Below are 20,461 nucleotides of genomic sequence, written 5' to 3'. Positions count from 1 at the left end.
GGCAGTTGCGGGTCACTTAGCTGACTGGCTACGTGTCATATTCAGCACCACCACCGCCACGCGTCCCTGCGTGGCAGCCTTGCTACGCTCGACGAGCATCATCTTCAGCTGCTCCGGGGAGCTGGGGGGCGGGCTTCCGTCTGCTGGACGGCGAGGTTTTTTGGAGTGCTCGCCAAACCACAGCACAAGGTAGATGCCCAGGCCCGAGCCACTGTGGAAGCTGACATAGCCGTCATCGAGCTGCTGGTCGGCCGCGTTCCAGAGTTGCCCGTTCCAGGCACGCTTGATTTCGATGGGCAGTGTGATATCCATGGCTTCGCACATGATGTCCACGCGTTTTTGGTCGACCACGTGTCTTTCAGGATCGAATCGGATACCTGCCGTTGCATGTTCGAACATACCGATCAAACGATCTCGGCAACGTCCTTCTCGTTGTGGCGTCTCGCCGTCGTCCATGTAAAACAGCTTCCAAGAGCTGAGCTCGTCATTTTTGATCCGGCGCTGTATATCTTCCAGTTGTTCGAGAATGAAGGCCAGCAAATCGGCCCCGGTGCGCGGTGGTCCGTCACACTTAATTGCCAGCAACATCTCCAACGTGAGTGGCTGGTATGCTAGTTCTTGGCCGTTCTGGCGTTGCAGGGTGCGGCGTTCACACAGGTAATCGGTGTAACTGTCACGGGAGGCTTCGCACAGGAGGTCCATGGCCGAGTGTGCTTCGTTGGTTTGCTGCTCGCTTAGTTGGAAGATTAGGTGTTGCAGGTATTCACTTGGCGGTTTCGACCAGTCTTCATCGATCAGGTTGCCCTTGAGCCAGCCGATCATGGGATACCAGCCCCGGAATCTTTCGATGATCCAGCTGGTGGTGGCTACACTTGGAGTGAGCATCTGAAACTCACGAAGTGCCAGCAGTAGTTCAGGGTTCACCGGTGTGCAGTCGAGTAGCGCCGACTTTTCCTCGAAGTTCACGATGAGTTGCGCGGCCTCAATGAATAGCGGCATGGGGCGAGCATTTCCCGAGCCCCAATGCTGCAGAGCACGGGGGACGGCGCATGGTTCATTGAAGGCCAGATGCTGCAAGCACCAGTACTGCGCGGCCTCGGGCAGGTCCGGTCGGTACTCCAGCCAGTCGCTTGCCAATTTCGTCAGGATTTTCTCGGTTTGCTTGTAGATCTCCGGGTTATCTGGATAAAGCTGCGGGATGAACTCGCCGAAGAGCAGGCAGGGTTCGAACCAGAGCTTTATGGCCTCCATCAGAAACTTGCGTTCGCCTAGCGTCTTGTACACCAGCGTTTCCAGCGTGTCAGGCGCCTTGAAGGGGAGCTGTTTGAGCGAAAGAAAGATGGCGAACAGCGCTTCGGTCGTTAAGCATTCCAAAGAGTTTCGGGTGCGCACGTGCTCGATTGCCGCAGCCAGGATGATCTCTGCGGAAAGCTCTGTCAGCGCCACGTCCTGGTCGTTGCGTTTGTACTGGCTGAGTAGGGCGAAGTACTGGCTGATCGCTTCAGCCGATAGGCGTGCTTGAATATTTCGTAGGTAGTTTTCGAAACCTTGGAAAACGGCGGCTGCCAATTCGTCACCTGCCCACTGCACGACAGCGCCATTTCCGGCCCCTGCATCAAGGTTATGGCGAGATCCGCGCAGGTAGGCTTGCGCCGGTATCATCAGGTACCGCTGGTCGCCTTTACTTATGGCGGCCATTGCTGCCTTGTGCTCATTCAGCCGGGTAGTTGCGTCGTGACGGTCCTGTTCCGCGCGGGTCTGGTTTTCGCGCAGTTGTCGTTCCCGATTCGCTTGCCAACGGAAGTCCAGTTCGATGTTGCTTGCCCACGCCAGCCTTTGCGGGTGGCTGCCGGCAAACAGCAGCGCGGAGGCGCGCAGTCGCACTCCGTGCTCGTTGTCGTGATGTATGAGGCTTACCAGAGCCTTCCAGCGCTCGTCCTCTAGATCGTCGACGTCCAGCCTCGCCAGCATCTCGATCGCGTCGCTTTCCGAGCAATCAAGACCGATCTCTTGCAGCCGCTTATGCCGTTGGTCAAGGCTTTCACCATCTGTGCAGTCGAACAGCACATGTTGTTGAACGGCGTGGCGAAAGGCGTGGTCTGCGGCCAGACGCTCAGTGATGGAGGGATCCAGCATTGGGTAAAGCGGAACTGAACAGAGGAAGCTGAACGCACGCCAAGCTTGCGCCGGGGAGAGCGTATTGTCCGTCATCGCCGCCAAGGTCAGGGCAGTAAGCAGTTCGCGAAACTCGTCAACCCGCCTGGTATAGAACTCGGTACTGAATAGCTCTGCGGGAGCCTGGTCGATCAGACAATTCAACAGTGACGTGCGTCGCGACGCCGGAAAGTCGGACTTGACCGGGGCGAACTTGTCCCACAGCTCACCGAAGCGGTCGTTCTGGTCTGAGCAGCCAATGATCAGCGCGGCGAGTAGTTCATTTTCGACACCGTCGAAATCGACCAGGCAAGCAAGGTCGAAGGCTAGCCTGACGGAGTCCGGATCGGCACCTGCGTGCAGGGCGCGAATGCACTCAAGGGACTCATCACCTGACAAGAGGGCAAGCAGTGCTTGTAGTGCTGCTCGACGAGCGCCATACACATCCGTACTGTCGAGCATGACGGCCGACAACCGGTTCTTGAACGGCTCTAGCTTCGCCGAGGCGTCCAGCGATTCGAGAACAAGCAGGCGCAGATGCACTGGCTTGCTTCGACCTGTCCCGATGTTTACCAGCTCGCCCACCAAGCCTTTGCTGGCCAGTTCAACGGCAGCGCCGGGGCGCCACCAGGAAAGTGCCATTGGATTACTCGAATAGCACTCTTCCAGTTTTTCTAGTAACAGGGTGGTTGAGGCTGGATCAAGCCCGGCCAGGTCCGCGTTCTCGATGACGCCTGTTGGGTCCATGCATATCACTCGTTGGGCCAGTTTCGGGTTCATGCACAACCATGCGTGCATGCCGCGCAGGCCAGAGGGCACGATGCCATGCTGATGGAACATCGCAAGCAGCCGGCTCTGGGTTCTGCGAGACAGAGGTTCTTGTGCCAGCCAGTGAGCGGCTAGGTATTCGGCAATGCTGCGGTGGATGCATTCGAAACGATTGGCATCAAGCACCCTGAACAAGCGGGTGCCCAGCAAGTCTTCGATCCGATCGGTGTTTGGCAGTTGCCTCAGTTCGATGATGGAGACATCGGTAGATCGGGCAGGTTGTGCTTGGCGTGAAATAGCTGTGTGGCCCGTCAGCAGAAGTGCCGCACAGACTGCACCGGCCAGCTCGAAAGCGTCCTTGATGGCGAACGCTTTGTTTGTCTTCAGGTCATTATGTTCGCTCACTAGTTGTTCCACGGCGTGTCGGAACAGCTCGGAGCGACTGACGGGCAGTTTGCCATGCTTGGCGCTTTCGGCAATCAGTTTCAGCGTATGTGGATTGCCAAGCCAGTGGGTGAGGCCGAAGCGCTCAAGGTGTGACAGAAGCGTGATGACCTGCTCAGAGGGAAGGTATGCACGCAAGAGTGCTTGGATACCTTCGTCATCAAGTGGTTGCAGGCGCAACTCGGTTGGTTCCTGGCCGTAGGCGGCCTTGATCCAGCGTGCATGCTTTGCGTGCGACCAATCCGAGGCACGGCAGGAAATAATGAAGGGCGGGCAGCTGCGTCTCTTCAGTTCCTGCAAAACCGCCTTCAGCGCATTGTCGGCAGCGTCTGTTGTCTCGTCGAGCGCATCTATCAGCATGACTGTCGAGGTAACGTTGCCAACCAGCTCGATCTCGTCGGCTCGCACGATGCGCCAACCTGCTTGTGAGGCCAGTTGTGCGAGCAAGCGGCTTTTCCCCATCCCAGCCTCGCCCAGTATCACTATTGGGGCTTGATGCGGGTCAAGTTCACTATCACGAAGGGGGGCGTGGCGCCCATGTTGGTGCACCAGCGTACGCGGGATGAAAGGAAGTTCCTTTTCCATAGCCTGTTTCTTCAGCCAAAAAATTCCGTCTAGGTTAACCCGCTCGTCGACATCGATGAAGCAGCGTAGGGGGAGTGGTAATCCGGAGCAAAAGTCGGAGTGCTGGCGGACGAGGTTAGAGATATAGTGCGCTTTGCCAGCAAACCTCAAGGATGCCGCATGACACTCGCAGGAAGGCTTGCCATCATCACTAGTGCCGGCTCCGGTATCGGTCGCGCTGCGGCGAGACTGTCCACAGAGAAGGGCTAGTGCCTGGTGCTCACCGCTCGGCGCCAGCCCGAGGTGTGAGCAGTGGTCGACCAGCCTATGCCATGAGCAAGGCCAGGCTGTCCAAAGTGGTCACCACCGAATGCGGCGAGCGGGGAATCCGCGCCAATGCCATGCTGCCCGGCGGCACCGAAACGCCGAAAGCCTGGGCCCAGATTGCGGCATTATGTGCCCCCTGACGCTTAGCTCGGCCCGAGGAGATTGCCCAGGCGCCTCTGTTCCTCGCCAGTGACGCGACCAGTTTCGTGAGCGTGCTGGTCACCCTGTGAAAATGCGCGAGTTGGCTATTGCCTGTCTTTTCTATAGGGCTCCTTGAATTCCCCATGGAGTCTTGCGATGTAGCTTTCCCTGTTTTCTGTCATCGTCTGCGGCAGCGCGGGTTGTGTGCTGCGCTGGCTGCTCGGCCTGTTCCCGGGCATGCCGCTGGGCACCCTGTTTGCCAACCTGGTCGGTGGCTTGATCATCGGCGGGGCGATGGTGTTGTTCATCCGCTGGCCGAACCTCTACCAGCGCAATGCTTCAACGTATTGCCCCATCTTGGGATTCCGGCGCCCAGCGTGCACACATGGCGGCGCTGTAGCAAGCGTTACGCTTTTATAAAATGGAGGAGTTGTCATGGCCGAGTCATTTTCTCGCGGTGAAATCGAAGGCAGACTCGCTGAACTGAAGGCGCGCGTCGGCGCCGCGCTGGCCTCCTTTGGAGCGAGATCGGCCACGCGCTGCCTGCTGGACACGCTGCGGGCTGTGGAGGAACTGATCAACCTGCACACGGTTGATTGGGATGACGATGAATTCGAGCAGCAACTTTTTGGGTTCCCCGTCATGCGGAGCGCTGAGGACTTGCTCCTACTCACGCGTATCCGCAAGCGTTTGGCTACGCGATTGGAACAACCCCTCGTCGAGAGACTTACTTTGTTAATCGTCCAGGGATCGGACATCGGTGTGGCTTTTAAGCGTCATGGCGTTATTGAGGCGGCAAGTGGCTTTCAGACTTTGGCGGCAATGATTGGCTACCTACAGTCCCGGCGGCGACATCTGGTGGGATTGCTGCACTTCATTCCTAAGGCGTGCAGAGGAACGAAGTTCATCAGGCATGAGGATGCGCTCAACGTTTTCCTGCCTGTTGTGGAGTTCAGCGGAGCCCCGATGATGGGGGCTCAATATGCTCTGATGGTAAAGCTTGCACAGGAGCGACTGGGCATCCCAGATGATGCCAACGCCGAGACGGCCATGTTGAATGGACTATTCCTAGAGCCAGAGCGCGCTCCAATTTTCGAGATGCCCAACTCGCCAGAGGGTTGGCAGATACTGGAGGCCATGGAGCAGGTTCGGGCCGATCGACTATTTTCGGCCGCAGAGCTGAGAAACGACATTCTCCTATGTGAAGCGGTCTACGCCGAGTTTGACCTAACAAGTACCGAGTTCGCCGTCGCCGCGTCATTGATACGTCGCCTATCCAAGGAATTTATAGAGGACGACTACTGGATTCGCATCTCCCCCGAGGAACTGACCTTGATCACCGTGCAGGAAGGAGCTTCGCCGCTGCTCGCGGCGGCGTTAACCTGCGGTGCCGACACTTATATGGAATGCCTGTCGACCTACGCGCCGCTGGTGCTGTCTGGCGACCACTATTTATCTACCGTGACGCTGCTGAGCCGCTTTGCCTACAACTGGCGGGCGCAAGTACTTGATCGCCAGAAACGGTATCAGATTAGGGCAGGCTTCATCTTTGAGGACGTGGTCAAGGCAGCGCTGGAAGCCCAAGGCTTCATCGTCCAGGATATTGTGCGCATCAGTCGGCAGGAGTTTGACGTAGTGTCGCTACGCGATGGCATTATCTGGAATGTCCAGTGCAAGAACAACTTCGTCGATCTCAAGCGCGTCGACTCGGATGCAGTCGCCTTTGCCCGCTACAACCGCGGACTCGTGCGAGCATATGAGAGGGCCTTGATGAAGGAGCGAAATCGCGAGCACCTTCTGAAGATGAAACTGGACGTCGAGCCCGTGCAGCACATGCTGGTCTCGCGCTTTCCGGTAGTGACGGACAACCCGCGTATCGTTGTCTTCAGCCGCATCGCCGAGTTCGCGGTGCGGGCCGATGGGGTCTTGGCAGCCTCTGAAGGTGAGTCCGCCCATGTCTGAAGACTGTTGGCGGTGATGCAGAATTGCCCTCCCTGCTGGGGCAAGACTGCCCCAACATGGATAGGTAGATGCCCAGCACAGACGGCCATAGCCTTAAAGGTTGCTTGGGTCCGCGTTTTTTCGGCAGATGGGTCCATTCCTCATCAGCGCCTACAGTTCTAGGCCTATCAGCTTTTCCTGCGGTAATGCCTTACCCGCCTTACGGACGAGCTGATAAACCCTGACAAGCTCAGGGTGAGTCAAGCTATCGAGAAAGGCCAGCTTACCTGCGACCTGCTTTTGGTACCGATGCTCGGTATTGATCTCGCCCATGAGTGCCTGGAGGCACTCGTCTGAAGGCGCCAGATACCGAGAGAAGCCGGGGAGGGTGGCAGCAATGCAGATACCCTCAGGATCATAATCAGTGAAGGCTACTACTGGCAGCTTTAGCTCTGCCAACAACGTCTGGCTGCTATCCGTTTTGTAGCTTCCTGGCGCACCTCGAAACACCACTAGCGGATTGCCAGGCACCTGGTGGAGAAAGGGTGTCTCATGAGTAAGCTCAAAGTTTTCCCAGTTTTCGATAAGCAATACGCTGTCATGCGTGCAGTGCTCAACCAACCAATGGCGATCGAGATCCAAGCTTGCACCTGGAGGGAGGTGGACTGGGGTTGGGCCTAGCAGTAACGGCCGACCGGGTAGGGCCTTTACTGCTACACGCTTACCACGCAGGCGTTTGGTGGTTAGTTTCTCATCACCGCCTTTCTTCAGCGCGCCATGGCGTGACTCTCCCTCCCACGCATCAAGCGATTGGTTTGGGTCGACCTTGGCCTCGTGCTGAAGGTAGGTCGCGATCTTCGCCTTGTGACTTTGACTGAATCGCCAAACAGATCCGACGCGGTGGCCGACGCTGTAATCTTCACAGAATTCGTTCAGCATCTTGCTTGGGCGAAAGTCTTGCTCCTCTGACTGGAAGATAGACAGGAGCTTCTTGGTGAGGGCTAGCGTTGGCATAGCAGCACATCCTCGATGATCACGTTTCCGCTGAGCGTATCGTCCTCATTCTTGGCAACGTGGTTTATGGACAGCCGCCTGATGATCCTGGCGTTGGCGTTGATCTGTTTCTCGACAAGCGTGAGGAAGCACATCATGCAGGACTCCTGATCCAGTACCTTGGTTTCCTCGGCCTGTATGAAGTAGCCAGCAGCCGAAATCGGGGTGGGGGATTTATCAGCCTCATTGAGAAGGCGCTGACTGACCACTACAAGTGGCGAGCCTTTGATGAGCGCAGCTTTCGGTGGCGCCTCATCGACCGGTGTGCCGAGCTTTCTGGTTTTGACGGGGACAGCCACCGCCTTTTCAATGCTCTTGGCAATATCGACCAATGAGTCTCTGATGTTTTGGGCGCCCAAGTCAGGCACCAGCTGAATCTTCAGAGGCTCGTGATGGTAAGCCCACTCCGGAATCTCAGGATATTCATCTGGGGATCGCACCTCGTACTCAGGATGCTTCTGAAGATAGAGCTGCAGCGCACGAATGCGACGCGCGCGAGGGGCGACTGTCCTGATTTTGTAGAGATAAGTCTTAAGCACATGGATGATGTCGACTGTCCTGGAGCGCCACTCTGAAAGCTTGTCCAAAATGTGGCTCTGATACAGGACCTCTAGGGTCTCGCGCTCCGGTGGCGTCAACTCGTCAAGGATTGCCTCGCCATCGAATATACTCAGGGCCTTGAGGATCCGCTCAAGCTGGTTGAGATAGTGCTCGGTCTGCTTTTCCTTCTCCTTATAGGTCGTAACGTTGCCGAAATTGTTCTCGGCCGCCGTGCGAACATGGAGGAGGAAGTCATTCATGGCCTCCGCCATCTCGTACAGGGTCGCATCGATATCGCCCTGAATGAGTAATGAGTCTTCGATGCGATTCTGTAGGCAGGCGTCGGTGTAGTCGTCCATCAGCTTGATGAGACGTGCCATCTGCTCACCGAAATCGGCCGAGATATCGTAATTTCGAGCACGATGGGTTGCTTCGTTCAGCAGACGATTGAGGGTAGGCGAGAGCCGGTAGGTGTTCTCAACTGCGGCGTTGATACGCACGGCTCTTATCTGCTGCAGCTTCGTTAGCGCTCGGGCATTGAGATCATCCCGGGTGACATACCCGGCCGAATACATCTGTGAGATCACCCTGCGATATTTATGCAAGAGCTCAAGATGATTGGCCACCGACTCTTCGAGCGTGCTCATGACTCGGCTCTCTTGTCGTACTCGCTATCTTCTTCAGAGATCTCGTCGTGCAGCATGAGGTACTCGATAGCTTCCATCAGCCACTCGATGCGGCCAGTGAACATGTAGATCTCGGACTCAGGATTGATGAGGAGCAGGTACCCCTCATTCTGGAAGCGTTTGACGATCTTGTTCAGACGCTCCCGATCGGAACCATCCTTGGTGTTGATGTCGATTGTCGTCTGCCGCAGCTGTAGGTACAGGCTGGGATTCTCAGAGATCCTGGCCATCATTTGATTTAGGTTCAAAACCTGGCCTGCAGCAACAGACTCATCATCCCCAGTGATGCGCATCACCAGTTCAAGGAAAGACACCATGGGGCGCAGAACATTCTTGACCTCTGTGAAGCGCTTTTTCGCATCCTTTTTCCCCTCGATGTCGATGTCAGCATGCGCGGCAAAGAATGCACCGTCATCCCGTGTGGTGGTCAACCTGAGGTCAATGCGCCTGAGGTAATGATCTACATCGCCCTGGTTGACTGTGTTGGCCAGGAACTGATGGCCTTCGTAGTCGGTAATCTGGCAGATGAACCCACCCTGCATGAGAGCAGTCGCTACCCGGGCAAAAGTGCTCATTCGCCGTCCTCCCAGGCAAGCTCAAGCTCGCTGTCATCGGTTGCGTCGTTTTCCAGGGCGAGTTCGCAATGCACCAAGCGTCGTTCCGCATCCAATTTATATTTGTGTTCAAACAGCATTAGTGTCTCAGCGTCAGGATCGGGGAAAGCGGTGCACAGAGTGATTCTGTTCTGGCCGAGGTAGTTGCAGAGCGACACGATGTTCTCGGCATCAATCGCCTTGAGCTCATCGACACACCAGGTCAGCTGTACGGGAGCGTTGCCCCGAACCTTACCAATGAACCCCAAGAACAGGATGATGAGCACCAGGTAACTGAGCCCGTTCGAAGAGATGTTTTCGAGCTCAGCACGATTGCGGAACTGCCGGAAGTTGCTCTGTTCTCGCACGGAGCCGCGGATACTGACCAACGATTTAAATTGAGCATTGATGCCGCGATTGCCATCCCAGATCGCGAGCAACGCGTTCAGATGGGCAACGGCATCCGCGCCGGGCAGACTGTCCTCCTGCGTCCATTCCTCTCGATCATTGGTGATTTTGTTGATCACTGACCAATAGTCGAGCTCTTCAATACCCGAGTAGATGGAGACCTTCAGTTCGGAGAGGTTGTCGAACACCGTCGAGCTGTGCTCCAGATGCTCTTGCAGGGACGTATTGAAGCTGGCGAGCTTCTTGTTGAAGGTCTGCAGCTCACGGTGAAGGCCTTGGATTTCGCCGAAAATGGTTTTGGCATCTGCGACCAGAAGTCGTCGGCTCTTATCATGCTCGGTGGCGAACCAGTCCTCGACAACTCGAAGGGTCACTCGGGCATCGACATCCTCACCAGTTTCAGTGCGGATGTTGTGGAGGCGATCTTGGAAGTAGGTCGACGGGGCAGCAAGGGGCACCTCGTTGAAAGCAGTTCGCATTCTGGAGGTAAGCTTGCGCAGTTGACCTTCTGCTTCCGAAATTTTTTGCTGGAACGTGAGCATAGCTGCGCGCAGGGAGCTGGCTTCCCAGGCGCTGTCATAGGCTTGGTGACGACTGGTGGGTTCGTAGAGCTTCAGCCTGTCATCAAGGCAGTTGGCAACGATGACCAATTGGCTCTCAATGGTTGAGATGGCTGTACGACACTCCTTAATGGCGGCGTTTACCAGTTCACGCTTTCGTAGCCAGGTCTCAGTCTCTTCCTTGACAAGCAAGGTGTCTCGGTCGAAGTCTGCCTGCTTTTGCTCTTTTTTGGCCTGAAGCTCAGGAATCTGCGGGAGCATTTGGCTTTTCCAGACTTGCCACATGGATAAGAGCTCGCTCCACGACTGGATATCTTTGAGCGTTTTCAACAGTTCCGCACGCCGGCTTTCAAGTTCGCTGATGACGTCGACGTCTGCACCTTCGCCCGCGAGCTCTTTCTTCTGTTGTTCAAGGAAGAATTTAATACTGTCGTCGCACGTCCGCTTGTGTGCATCGACACCAGCTTGTATCTCGCGAACCGTGGAGTTCAGTCGTGCTTCATCCTCCGAGATCTGCTTCCTACATTGCTGGGCGAGAGCTGCTTTCTTGCTTGCAATGCGCTCATTGAAGTCGGTGTGAGCCTGTTGAGCATGTCCGTGGAGGCGTTCGCACTCACACAGTTGAGCTTGGGCAAGCTTGAGAGCTTGGGCAAAAGCATGGCCCAGTTGTTCGTTCAGCCAATCGACATCTCTCTCCAAGCCCTGGGCAGTTGATTTGGCCTTCGTCAGGCTGGAGCGAGCCAGAGCGAGCTCTTCAGTCGCGGCTTTGATCGACTTGCGCAGTTCAAACTGCTCATGAACAGCACGTTCCAGCTGAGCTTCGAAAGCCTCTAGTGCTTGGTTCGCGACTTCAAGTTTTTCGTGAAGCTTCGACTCGTCCGCCTCGTCAGTGGCCTCAACAAATTCCAGCTCCAGCGCGATCCCGTAAAGGTTTTCGGACATCGCTGTCAGTTGCGGGTGGAGATCATTGCGGTATAGGAGTTTGGGGTTGATGACTTTGGCTATGTCTTCTGACCAACCTGGACGATTGGTTCGCAGAAACGCGAGGAGGCTATCCTGATCAGGGGTATGAGCTTGTCGGATGTCAGCAATCAGGCCTTTCTGTTTCTCGATGGAGTCCTTGATCGCTTTGATCGTCAGATCGTGACTGGCTGATCGGTCTTGAAGGTCGTCGACAGAACGCTGCTGGTCACCGACTAATGTCTGCGAGGTTACGATGGCCTTGTTTGCATCCCTGATCTCGAGATTTTTGTTGTCGATCCTGGCTCGAATTGACGGGTCAATCGGTGGGTTTGCCACGAGCACTTGAGCACGTACCAGATCACCATGACGTTGTTGCGCCTCGCGTACCAAGCGCTGGAGTTCATCGGCAGATGAGTCGTCCACCACCTTCAGTGCCTCTTTACAGGCGGCCTCGATCCTGGTCTGAGCCTCGCGAGCTTCTTCCCTGAGGTTGTTGGCTTTCTGGATGGCTACAGCGTGAAATTCGTTATGAAGCCGGTTCTCCTCATTGATCTGCTGCTCGTACTTTGCCTTGACCTCCTGAGCAGCCCCTAGAGCCAGATTCAGCTTGTTGCCAACGCTTCGGAGTTCGTCTTCATAAACGGCTTTCTGGGCTGTGCGAACGCGCTTCTCGTCGACACCCTTCCTTTCGTAGTCCTGCCTGGCGACCTCAATTTCCTTGAGATTACGATCACATGAATCGATCTCAAACTGCGCACTATGGATGGCCTGGGTCAATGCCAAAGCGCGCTCGTCGTGGGCGGCGGTCTCGTCGTCGAGGTAAGTTTGCTTTAGCAATTGCTCTCTTTCGCGCTGAGCTTTTGTGAACTGAAGGTGGTCTTGAAGGAAGATGAATTTTTCCTTCACCTCTCGAATGGCATCTTCAGCAGATTCCAGCTCAGATCGCTGCGCCCGAGCGGTTTCGACCAGAGGGGTAATGTTCTTGATGCTTTGGTAGGCGTTGTAGTCTCGCGGCCAGTTTTCTACACGCTTGCGCTCTGTTTGGATGCCGGCGGAAGGTTTGCCTTCGAAAACCCAGTCGGCAACCACCTGCTGGAGATCATCAAAATTGGCCTTTCGAGAGAACATACCTTTGGTGAGCTTCTCAAGATGCCGTAAAGGACGGTTGTAGGTAGTGAATCCGTACATGTCCGACATCCCAAGCAGATAGCGCCTGTGCGTAGGGTCTACGTGCGGCGGCTGCCATCCCTGGATGATGGCCCTGTAGTCGATGTACGTATCTACCAGTCTGTCAGCATGGGGGATTTTCAGGTAGATCAGGCGCTGGCGGAACTCCTTATTGAGTACAAACTGGCCGTCATCGGTGACGAACATGTCACGTCGGAAATGGCTGTTCACGAACCTAAAACGGATCTTGTCGGCGGTAGAGTTGCTGAGCACGACCACGAGCCGGCGGGTACCATCGGGACGTTCATACTCATACACGAGGTAGGAAGTCTGGTTCGGTAGGTAGTAGTCGATGAACGAATCCTTACCTTGCGAAACCACGTCGCGGGGTTCAACGCCGGCGAAGAGCAGCGCCAAAGAGAGGAGGGAGGTCTTGCCTCGGCCGTTGCGCCCGGTCAGCGCCATGCCACCATCAATACCCATCGTCTGAACTCGCCCGCGGGAAAGCGAATCGATGAGATGGATGTTCATCAGTCGGAAGAGCGCCTCCGGCGCGCTCTGCGGCGGTTCAATTTGCTCCCGGGCCGGCAGTGGCGGCTCCTCGGCCATTACGTCCTCTGGTACCAGAAGGTCGAGATCAGCGTTATGTGTTTCAATATTCATCGCAACTCCTTTGCCGTACCCAAGTCCTGCTAGCACCAGGCGAGTCCACACGAGTGGATGGTCGTTTGGATGGCGACCAGGTTAGGGAATGTATAAACGTGAACGAGCAGTGAGTGGATCGCTCTATCTGAAGGGAAGCGGTGCCCACTGGCGAGCTCATTGAGGGTTTCAAGGCGCTTTGGAGGGCTTCGCGGCGCCTGCCTTAGTAGCGGCCTTTGCTTTTTTCGTCTTGGTTGACGCACCTGACGTAGGTGAAATTTTCTCGATCAGCTCTTTGCCGATCTTCATACCCGTGCGTCGCAGTCGATCACAGGCTGCCATGAAGCTAACTTTGCTGAAGAACGGGATTCCCAAAGAGCCGCCTTTATAGGGTGGCCGCATGATCCCGTACACTACGGTGTAGTCACTACGATTGAAGTCAGATTTTCGCCCGTCCGGGAGTGACTTCAAAAATGCGCTTCCACCCTTGGTCTTCGAGACGGTGTCCTTCAGCTTCGTGCGGAATTTGCTATCTGCCACGAAGGCCTCAGCACTGACCACACCTTGCATCCACAGGTGGCTGATGGGCCCTGATGAACCGCCATCCTTCAAATGGATGAAAATCTTGTCGTTTGAGTAGAAGTCACAAGGCTCAAGGTTGCCTGCAGTGACGCCCTCGGGATTGATTTTGGTACGGTCTAGCTTGATCAAGTCGGTGCGCTTAGCAGTGATGTCCGCAATTAGCTCTTCTTCGTTCAGACATGAGGTTCGACCGATGATGCTGAAATCCGGAATGCTATCGAAATGTTTTTCGACCAGATCTTTGAAGGTTGCGGAAATTTCGTACCATTTTCCTGCAAATAGCACGTAGTGCGTCCGCGTCGGCTTGGTTAGCGTGCACTCCCAGTTCAGGCAGTCATAAACCTTCCAGCCAATCGGTTCGCCAGACTTTTGGCTCACGGAACGAACCCGGTGCGAGGACTTCATGACCTCCATCGTTTGAGTGCAGGTCAGCCGATTTAGCTCGTCCACGTAATCGGTGATGGATAGCTTGGTGAACTCGCACTTGCGGCTACCAAAACCGGTGTACCCCAGTTCTGCGCCCTCTTGGTAATCAAGGATCTCTGGAGGGGACATGTGCAATAGGCTGTTGGCGCCTCCGCGGATCGCACGAATCTCGCTATAGAGCTGCCGATCCAAGATCTTCAACCGCTCAGAACTGGTCTCCTCCCTGACGTTGTCAAACCAGGCGTAATCGCGTTTGTAGGCGATTGACTTATAAGCCTTCAGAATTTCCGCGCACTTGTCGTGAAACTCGGACGGAGCCAGCGGGGCGTCTAGGCTTAGCGCGTCTTTGCCGGCAACAAACTTGGCAAATCCATCGTCACTGGGCTGACCGCCCGCCACCCTGGCCAGGTCTCGTAGTGTGTCCATACCAAACTGGCTGAAATCCGAGAGTTTGCTGGCTTGTATCCGCTTCTGAAATGTCACCGCGTCTGGAGTTGCGAGATCGAGGCTAAGCAAGCTACCTCGCGGCACAGTGTTGAGTGCCACCTTCAGTCCAAATTGGTGAACGAAGGCATCTTCCTCGAGCGCGAGGTGGGCATAGCCAAAACAAAAGGCCATCCAGCGGTTTTGTACGTACAAAAAGAGGATGGCTGCAGAACCGCTGGAGTGCAGGCTTCCGAGAGGATCTGATATGTGGGGCTCGAGCAGGGCCAGCCATTCAGGAGTTCGGTCATACACCTGGCCGTAGTAGAGGATGCCTTCTCCGCCACCCTCCCAGTCTTGCCCCTTCAACTCCTTAGCGCCGCTTGGCCCATATTTCGGGCTGAGGCCATCCTCTGGATCTAGGTTCGGCTTCAGTAGCCGCACCGTGATTGAGTTGACGCCAATCCTGCTCATTACCACTCCTTAGCAAATGACCAATTCAGACATATTTGGATCCGATTCTGGCTTATAGTGATGTCAAATTGCAATGAGTGCCGATGTTCTGGTGGCTAGACCGCAGTGACTAGGAACTGTCCGAAAAGAGATGTCGTAAACACCGCCGGCAGCAGGCCAATGTGAGCATTCCTGCATAACTTGTTGCGAGCTTGCAGTAGCGAGTCGCCAGGCGGCGGTGCTCCTTCAGCCAGCCAAACAGGCGCTCGATGACATTCCGCTCTCGGTACTTGGGCTTGTCGAAGAGGGCGTGGGATAAGGCTAAAGTGTTATGCATCTACTGGTGGTGATGACACCGTGTCACAGCAAGCTGTCCCTAGGCACTTAGTCTAGGACCTGGATACAGTAGACAGGTAACGGGCAGGAAGGTGACCTGGTGTGGGCAGCTATTACCTGAGCGGGATTGCGAAGGCGCTGGTGGAGGATGTGGCGCATTCGATTTCTGTTTGTAAGCGTTCGGCAAAGTCACCATCCGAACTCCAGCATTAAGGGCGATGGTGCCCGCGTATTCAGTGAACACCATGGCCTTCGGCGGTGGAGTCGGGAAGGTGTGATCGCCGGCCCCTTACAGTTGACCTTAGACTGGGGGCATCCTTTTCAAACCATCCAAAGCATGCCCTCAGACCCAACGATACCTAAAGACTCTCAGGGCCGCCGCTGAACATCCCGTCTTTTCCGACGGGGTGCTGAATCATGGTGACGTCCATGTGTCGCTTTTTCCTCACGTTGAATAATCAAAGACCTGTAGCAGGCCACTTTCTACTGGGGGCGTACTACTCGACGACATTGTCTGGGCCAGTGCTTCCCAAGATGTTTCGTCCATACGGGAACGATCTGTCGAGCCTTGGTTCAACCTTTGCGCGCCACCCACACCGTTTGAATCGCATCTCGCATCTCTTCTGATGCGTTGAAAACCGTTTGACGGAAGCGATTGCTGGCTCCGGTTGAGGCATTGATCTCATATGCTTTGGGCGCTCGGGAGGACCAGGTATCGGGAGAAGGTAGAGCCCACTCAAATTGAAGTGGGACGAAGAATTCCTCGTCCGCATCCCCGCTGTAATCGGTGATCTGCACCCCCCCGGTTGCCTTACCTTTGGCGATCACCCCAACGCCGGTGTGGTAAAGGAATACAGTGGACCCTTTGCTAATGCGTCGAACCGCATTTTTGCGGTCGTAGTAGGCAGCCGCCTTACCTTTCTTTCCATCGCCAAGCATGTCGCGCCAGGCGTCGTCCATGTAGGTGCGGTTGGTGTTGACGATGAAGATGCCCGGGTTGACCTCCATTAACAGGTCTAGCTCGGGGTTGTAGGTGTCGAACTGGATGAATGGGTTGCCCGCCACCTGATACAGCTTGTACGTCAGGCTGTCGATGTGGACACCCTTTCTCGACCAATACTGAATCGCCTCCAGAGTGTCACGGTCGACACCATTCGTGACGACGACGAATCGCTGGTCTTGATTGAACTCTTGCTCCTTGAGAGGAGCCTCAAGCCCAAAATACTCTTGATGACGCGTACTCAGGGCACCCTCTAGGCGCTGTTGGCTCTGGACCATCGCTTCCAGTTGTACATAGGTATAGCGACCGAATTTTTGCCCGTAGCGCATGACTTGAAGCAAGTTCTCGGCACTGGATTGCCACCGCTTCAGCTCGAATATAAAAAGGGTGCCCTTGCGGTCGAGGGCCAGAATATCAGCCTCTTCTTGGAACTGTCGTTCCTGGGCTAGCAGCATAAGCTGCTCTTCTGGGATCAACTCCACGAGGTGTGACGCCAGAAACTCCTCGATGTACTTCTCGCTGATGCCTAATGCATCGGGGCGTTCTATCGGTACGCGACGACTGCTAGCGAGAGCCGGTATGGTCAACTCGTAAAGCATTTGTGCTCTTCCTTAGCTCCGCGATCAGCGGGCGCAATGATGGCGATTCAGAATTAGTTTGCAGTTTGCCTTCTGTTACGAAGAGTGGAAAGCCGGCTGTACCATCTATGGCGCTAGGGTAATGTCCGCCTCAAGCCTGCTTAGCTCACGATTGCAGGTCTTTGAATAACCAGGCCTGAACTGCTCCACTGCGGCCTGCCGTCGTTGTCTCCGCGGAAGAACGACGTGATGCCCAACATAGCGCACCGATTCACTGCCACCTTTTAGCGGGGCAAAAAATTTGCCAGCAATCAGTTCTTGGCCTGCACTGCCAGGATGTAGATTTTTTTTACGATGACCAAGTCAGCGACTTCTTCACCATCGGTGAACCTCGGCGGTTTCAAGAGGGGATGGACGTGTCCTGCGTCCGCAGGAAGCCGAAGAGCTGCAGGCTCAACGGGGCGTGTAGTAGATGGCGTCCAGAAGCGCTGCGCGTCCCAACCAGATTTCGGCGTCAGCCGCATTGCTCGGCTGCGGTTGTCTCCACCACGGATCACCGTGCATCGGCTCAATGATGCGCTGCCAGTAGTTCTCCAGGTTCGTTGTGCTCGGGCTGACACCGAAGTTTTCGCACAAGTCCTTTCGGTTGGCCGAATCGATGCACACGAATGCGTCAGGCCGCTTCATCGCCAAGAGCCTAGTCGCGGTCGGTAGTCCGCCGACTCGCCCGTCCTGATCGAAGGCTGCTCTGAACGCTTTGCAGTAGCGGTCGTAGTCGTCCTGCGTGACCGCGCCCATCAACGGGATGAAATCGAGGGCGTGGGAGAGACCTGTGGGCGCTTCGATGACCAGGTTCGCGAACGTCCCACTTGCGCCCATGCTCCCGAAAAGCCCGTAGTCCACGCCTGGCTGCTGAGACTTCTTGCGCCCGAGAGTGCCGGCGACCAGCTTGCGGTCGTCCTTGTTCCACTTCGCGTAGGGTATGCCAGTCGCGAAAAGGGCGCGAGCCTTTGTCAGAACGCCCAAGCGCTCCTTAAACAGGTGCGCAGACGGGTGTGATGAGCTTCGGACCTGCACGAGGTAGTCCGCCCAGCTCATGTCATGTGGCGCGCGCTTGGTATTCGGCTTAGAAGGTGGCCGAACGTCAGCGAACTTGATCAGTTCCTTTCGCGCAGCCGTCTTAGCTGCGTACTGGTGACGGTACCGAAAGAGGAACTCGTGAGAGATGTCCTCCGCCCCCTTCCACGCTTCTGCGACGAAGCGACTAAGCTCTACCAGCGCTGCATCGTCGAGCGAGCCATCAAGCAGCACGCTTGCCTCGACGTTTCGGCTCATCGCCGCCTTCGTGAGATTTGGGCTCCCGACCACGCAGCGTATGCGTTGCCCGTTACGAAACAGGTAGACCTTCGGGTGGAACAGGTCGCCCGTAGGAGGAACGACGGCTGCGGCTGCTAGCGCTGCCGCCCGCTCAAGCACCTCGGGCTGCGTCTGGAACATATGAGTGCCGACAACGAAGTGCTCGAACTTCGAGCTGTCTTTCATCGCTGCCTCTAAGACCGCGTTCTCGGTCGCCCAGGCTACTGCCCATTGCATCGACTCGCAGTTCTCAACCAGTGCTATGAGTGTCGACTGCGTCTGCGAAGCCGACAGGAACTTCACATCCATCTCTGCTTTTCCTCGTGTTTCTATTTAACTAAGTCCGGTACGCTTCTGGGAGCGTCAGGAGAGGCGGACTGCTCGTGCAGCGACCGGCATGTAGAGCCATCGCTCGCTCACGGGCTTGCCGGTCGCGTTGAGAAGGGCTTGACCATAGGACTCGAGCTGTGGGCCGTGCTCAGCCACCAGATCCTCGTCTCTGGCTGAGCCGCCGGGGTTCGACTTGTGGTCCATGAGAATCCAACTATCTGGCAGTTCAACCAGAAAGTCGATGCGGCCCCGGATACGAGTGCCGTTAGGGCCATTGGCTTCGATGGGCACTTCGACGTAAACGGGACAGTCAGGCCAGCGCTTGGCTACCCAAGCTTGGAACGCTTTGGCCTGGGCGCAAACGGCTTCCTTATCCACAGAATGAGCCACGGCCCAGGTCATCAGGATTCGTTCGACGTCAGGGGCTGAAATCCCGCCAAGCGCGCCGGCGCGAGCGATGCACAGGTGGAGCGCCGTGCCCAGCGCTGCCATGTCGGGCTTGCCCGCCAAGCTTAGCCGGACTCCTACTGCGTCAGTCTCGACTACCTTGAACGTGCCGCCCGAGGCAGAACTCGGTCGATGCCACAACGGCTCGGCCTGCACGCGCGGACGAGCTGTGAACCAACAGCAGGCCTCGGAGGCTTTGGCAGGTGGCTCGGTTGAGCAGTCATCCTTGTTCCACGACCTCGATAATCTGGAGAGCTGCTGGCCGTCAGGTAGCGCTATGGTTCCTGAGTCGCCGAACAACAGTTCGGCTGCGCCTTGAATTTCGCCGACCCAGGCGCGCCCCGCCCCTGACTTGCGAACGAACGACACTGCGACGTTCATATCACGCGCGCGGGTCAGGCCCACATAGAGAAGGCGCTTGTTCTCCGCCATGGCTTCTGCCTGCATGGCTTGACCAGTGGCACTGGCTTCGGCATTGAGGGCGGCTTGGGGCTGGGACCGCTTGCCCCAGGTCTTCAGCCAGCAGTGTACGAAGCGGTTGGCGAGCGGCTGCTGCGGATCGAAGCCCCCAACTGTTCTCGCGCGCACGCCCCAAAGTGAACTGCGTGCTGCCGCATCGAGGCTTGTCAGCACGACGATTGGCCACTCCAGCCCCTTGGCCCCGTGATAGGTGAGGACCGAGACCGAGTTGTCTGCTGAAATGGCCCGGTTATCGTCCTCTGCGCTGGCGAGTTCGTCCAGCCAACGAAGCATGCTGCTGACGGTCGCCGGTCGCTTCGCGGCGACACACTCGTCCTCGAAAGTCTTTCCGAGCTCGGCCAGTGCCTCGACATTGGACAGCCTATTGCGGCTCTCGTGAGGGGAGGTGGACCATTGGCCGACCAGCCGCACTACTTGGGACTCGGCAGCAGCAAGTCGCAGTACTTCCTGTGGCGTCAAAGCCATTAGCGTTGGACGCAGCTCTTCCAATCGGGCCAGTAGCGGATGGGCGTTGTCACCCTTCGTCAGCCACTCGTGTGACCTCACCCCATCGGTGGCTAGGTATTGCAGCCTGTCTGCAAGCCAGGTCTCGATCGGAGTGCCATCGGCCAGGGTTAGAACCAGCGCAGTGGCGACGGTGTCGGTCGGGTCGTTCATGCGCCTCAGACAGGCCATGACATAGATGGCTTTGGCAGTCCCCAACAAGCCGGAACGTGGGCTGGCTGACGGGATGCCCCAGCGCGTGAGCGACGTGACGGCAAATTCGACCTGGTCGTTGTAGCGACACAGCACTCCGACATCGCCGGCCTGAATCGGACGGAGCTCCTTGGTGTCCTTACCTTCGACCTTAAACCCGGACTCGAGCAGTTCGCGGATGGCCTGGCCAAGGCCTACGTAGTCCGAGTCGTTTCGCTTTTTCTGCTTGCAACATGGGATGCGAAGAACGCGAATTGAGAGGGGCATCGCCCTATTTATGACGCGGTGAGGGTAACGTTTTAAGATAATGCCTTCTTCTGACCGATTACTGCCGTTCACGAGCGGCGGCTTTCAGCCAAAAGTGGACGATTAGATATATTGTTTTGAATTGGCGCACCACCCA

General features: G+C 56.3%; 12 protein-coding genes and 1 pseudogene. 3 read left to right on the top strand and 10 right to left on the bottom strand.

What is annotated here, in order from left to right; all coding sequences use genetic code 11:
- Positions 1 to 12: 12 nt before the first annotated feature.
- Entirely contained in the window at positions 13 to 3,951 is a 3,939-nt protein-coding gene (locus ND528_RS21100) for an NACHT domain-containing protein (protein WP_263471165.1), read from the bottom strand.
- Positions 3,952 to 4,262: 311 nt separating this feature from the next.
- Here ND528_RS21100 and ND528_RS21095 point away from each other — a divergent pair, with 311 nt between their 5' ends.
- The 3 genes from ND528_RS21095 (at position 4,263) to ND528_RS21085 (ending at position 6,360) form a co-directional block, all read left to right on the top strand.
- Entirely contained in the window at positions 4,263 to 4,397 is a 135-nt protein-coding gene (locus ND528_RS21095) for a hypothetical protein (protein WP_263471164.1), read from the top strand.
- 205 nt (positions 4,398 to 4,602) lie between these two features.
- Positions 4,603 to 4,818, top strand: coding sequence for a CrcB family protein (locus tag ND528_RS21090; protein WP_263471163.1), 216 nt, complete (start codon positions 4,603 to 4,605; stop codon positions 4,816 to 4,818).
- Positions 4,819 to 4,833: 15 nt separating this feature from the next.
- Positions 4,834 to 6,360, top strand: coding sequence for a hypothetical protein (locus tag ND528_RS21085; protein WP_263471162.1), 1,527 nt, complete (start codon positions 4,834 to 4,836; stop codon positions 6,358 to 6,360).
- A gap of 150 nt (positions 6,361 to 6,510) precedes the next feature.
- Here ND528_RS21085 and ND528_RS21080 read toward each other — a convergent pair whose 3' ends face one another.
- The 9 genes and pseudogenes from ND528_RS21080 to ND528_RS21040 all read right to left on the bottom strand — a co-directional run bounded on the left by ND528_RS21080 (position 6,511) and on the right by ND528_RS21040 (position 20,397).
- Complete coding sequence (locus ND528_RS21080) at positions 6,511 to 7,353, bottom strand: DUF7281 domain-containing protein (RefSeq protein WP_263471161.1); 843 nt, start codon at positions 7,351 to 7,353, stop codon at positions 6,511 to 6,513.
- A complete protein-coding gene (locus ND528_RS21075; protein WP_263471160.1) occupies positions 7,341 to 8,579 on the bottom strand; it encodes a hypothetical protein in 1,239 nt (412 codons plus the stop codon). The genes ND528_RS21080 and ND528_RS21075 overlap by 13 nt, the downstream gene beginning before the upstream one ends.
- Positions 8,576 to 9,193 (bottom strand): condensin complex protein MksE, encoded by a 618-nt coding sequence (locus ND528_RS21070; protein ID WP_263471159.1) that lies wholly within the window; start codon positions 9,191 to 9,193, stop codon positions 8,576 to 8,578. Before ND528_RS21070 ends, ND528_RS21075 begins: the two co-directional genes overlap by 4 nt.
- The gene (locus tag ND528_RS21065) at positions 9,190 to 12,972 is read right to left on the bottom strand and encodes an ATP-binding protein (RefSeq protein ID WP_263471158.1); all 3,783 of its coding nucleotides are present in this window, start codon (positions 12,970 to 12,972) and stop codon (positions 9,190 to 9,192) included. Before ND528_RS21065 ends, ND528_RS21070 begins: the two co-directional genes overlap by 4 nt.
- Positions 12,973 to 13,140: 168 nt before the next feature.
- The gene (locus ND528_RS21060) at positions 13,141 to 14,856 is read right to left on the bottom strand and encodes a DUF6119 family protein (protein WP_263471157.1); all 1,716 of its coding nucleotides are present in this window, start codon (positions 14,854 to 14,856) and stop codon (positions 13,141 to 13,143) included.
- A 109-nt stretch (positions 14,857 to 14,965) separates the two neighbouring features.
- Positions 14,966 to 15,142: pseudogene (locus tag ND528_RS21055) on the bottom strand (transposase); the annotation flags it as partial.
- 602 nt (positions 15,143 to 15,744) lie between these two features.
- A complete protein-coding gene (locus ND528_RS21050; RefSeq protein WP_024693476.1) occupies positions 15,745 to 16,770 on the bottom strand; it encodes a PDDEXK family nuclease in 1,026 nt (341 codons plus the stop codon).
- 432 nt (positions 16,771 to 17,202) lie between these two features.
- Positions 17,203 to 18,414 (bottom strand): phospholipase D family protein, encoded by a 1,212-nt coding sequence (locus ND528_RS21045; RefSeq protein ID WP_263471156.1) that lies wholly within the window; start codon positions 18,412 to 18,414, stop codon positions 17,203 to 17,205.
- 54 nt (positions 18,415 to 18,468) lie between these two features.
- Positions 18,469 to 20,397, bottom strand: a complete 1,929-nt coding sequence (locus ND528_RS21040; RefSeq protein WP_263471155.1) for a 3'-5' exonuclease — start codon at positions 20,395 to 20,397, stop codon at positions 18,469 to 18,471.
- Positions 20,398 to 20,461 lie beyond the last annotated feature (64 nt).

This window comes from Pseudomonas mercuritolerans (assembly GCF_025706525.1).
GTDB classification, from domain to species: domain Bacteria; phylum Pseudomonadota; class Gammaproteobacteria; order Pseudomonadales; family Pseudomonadaceae; genus Aquipseudomonas; species Aquipseudomonas mercuritolerans.
This window is presented reverse-complemented; position numbering and strand designations above follow the sequence as displayed.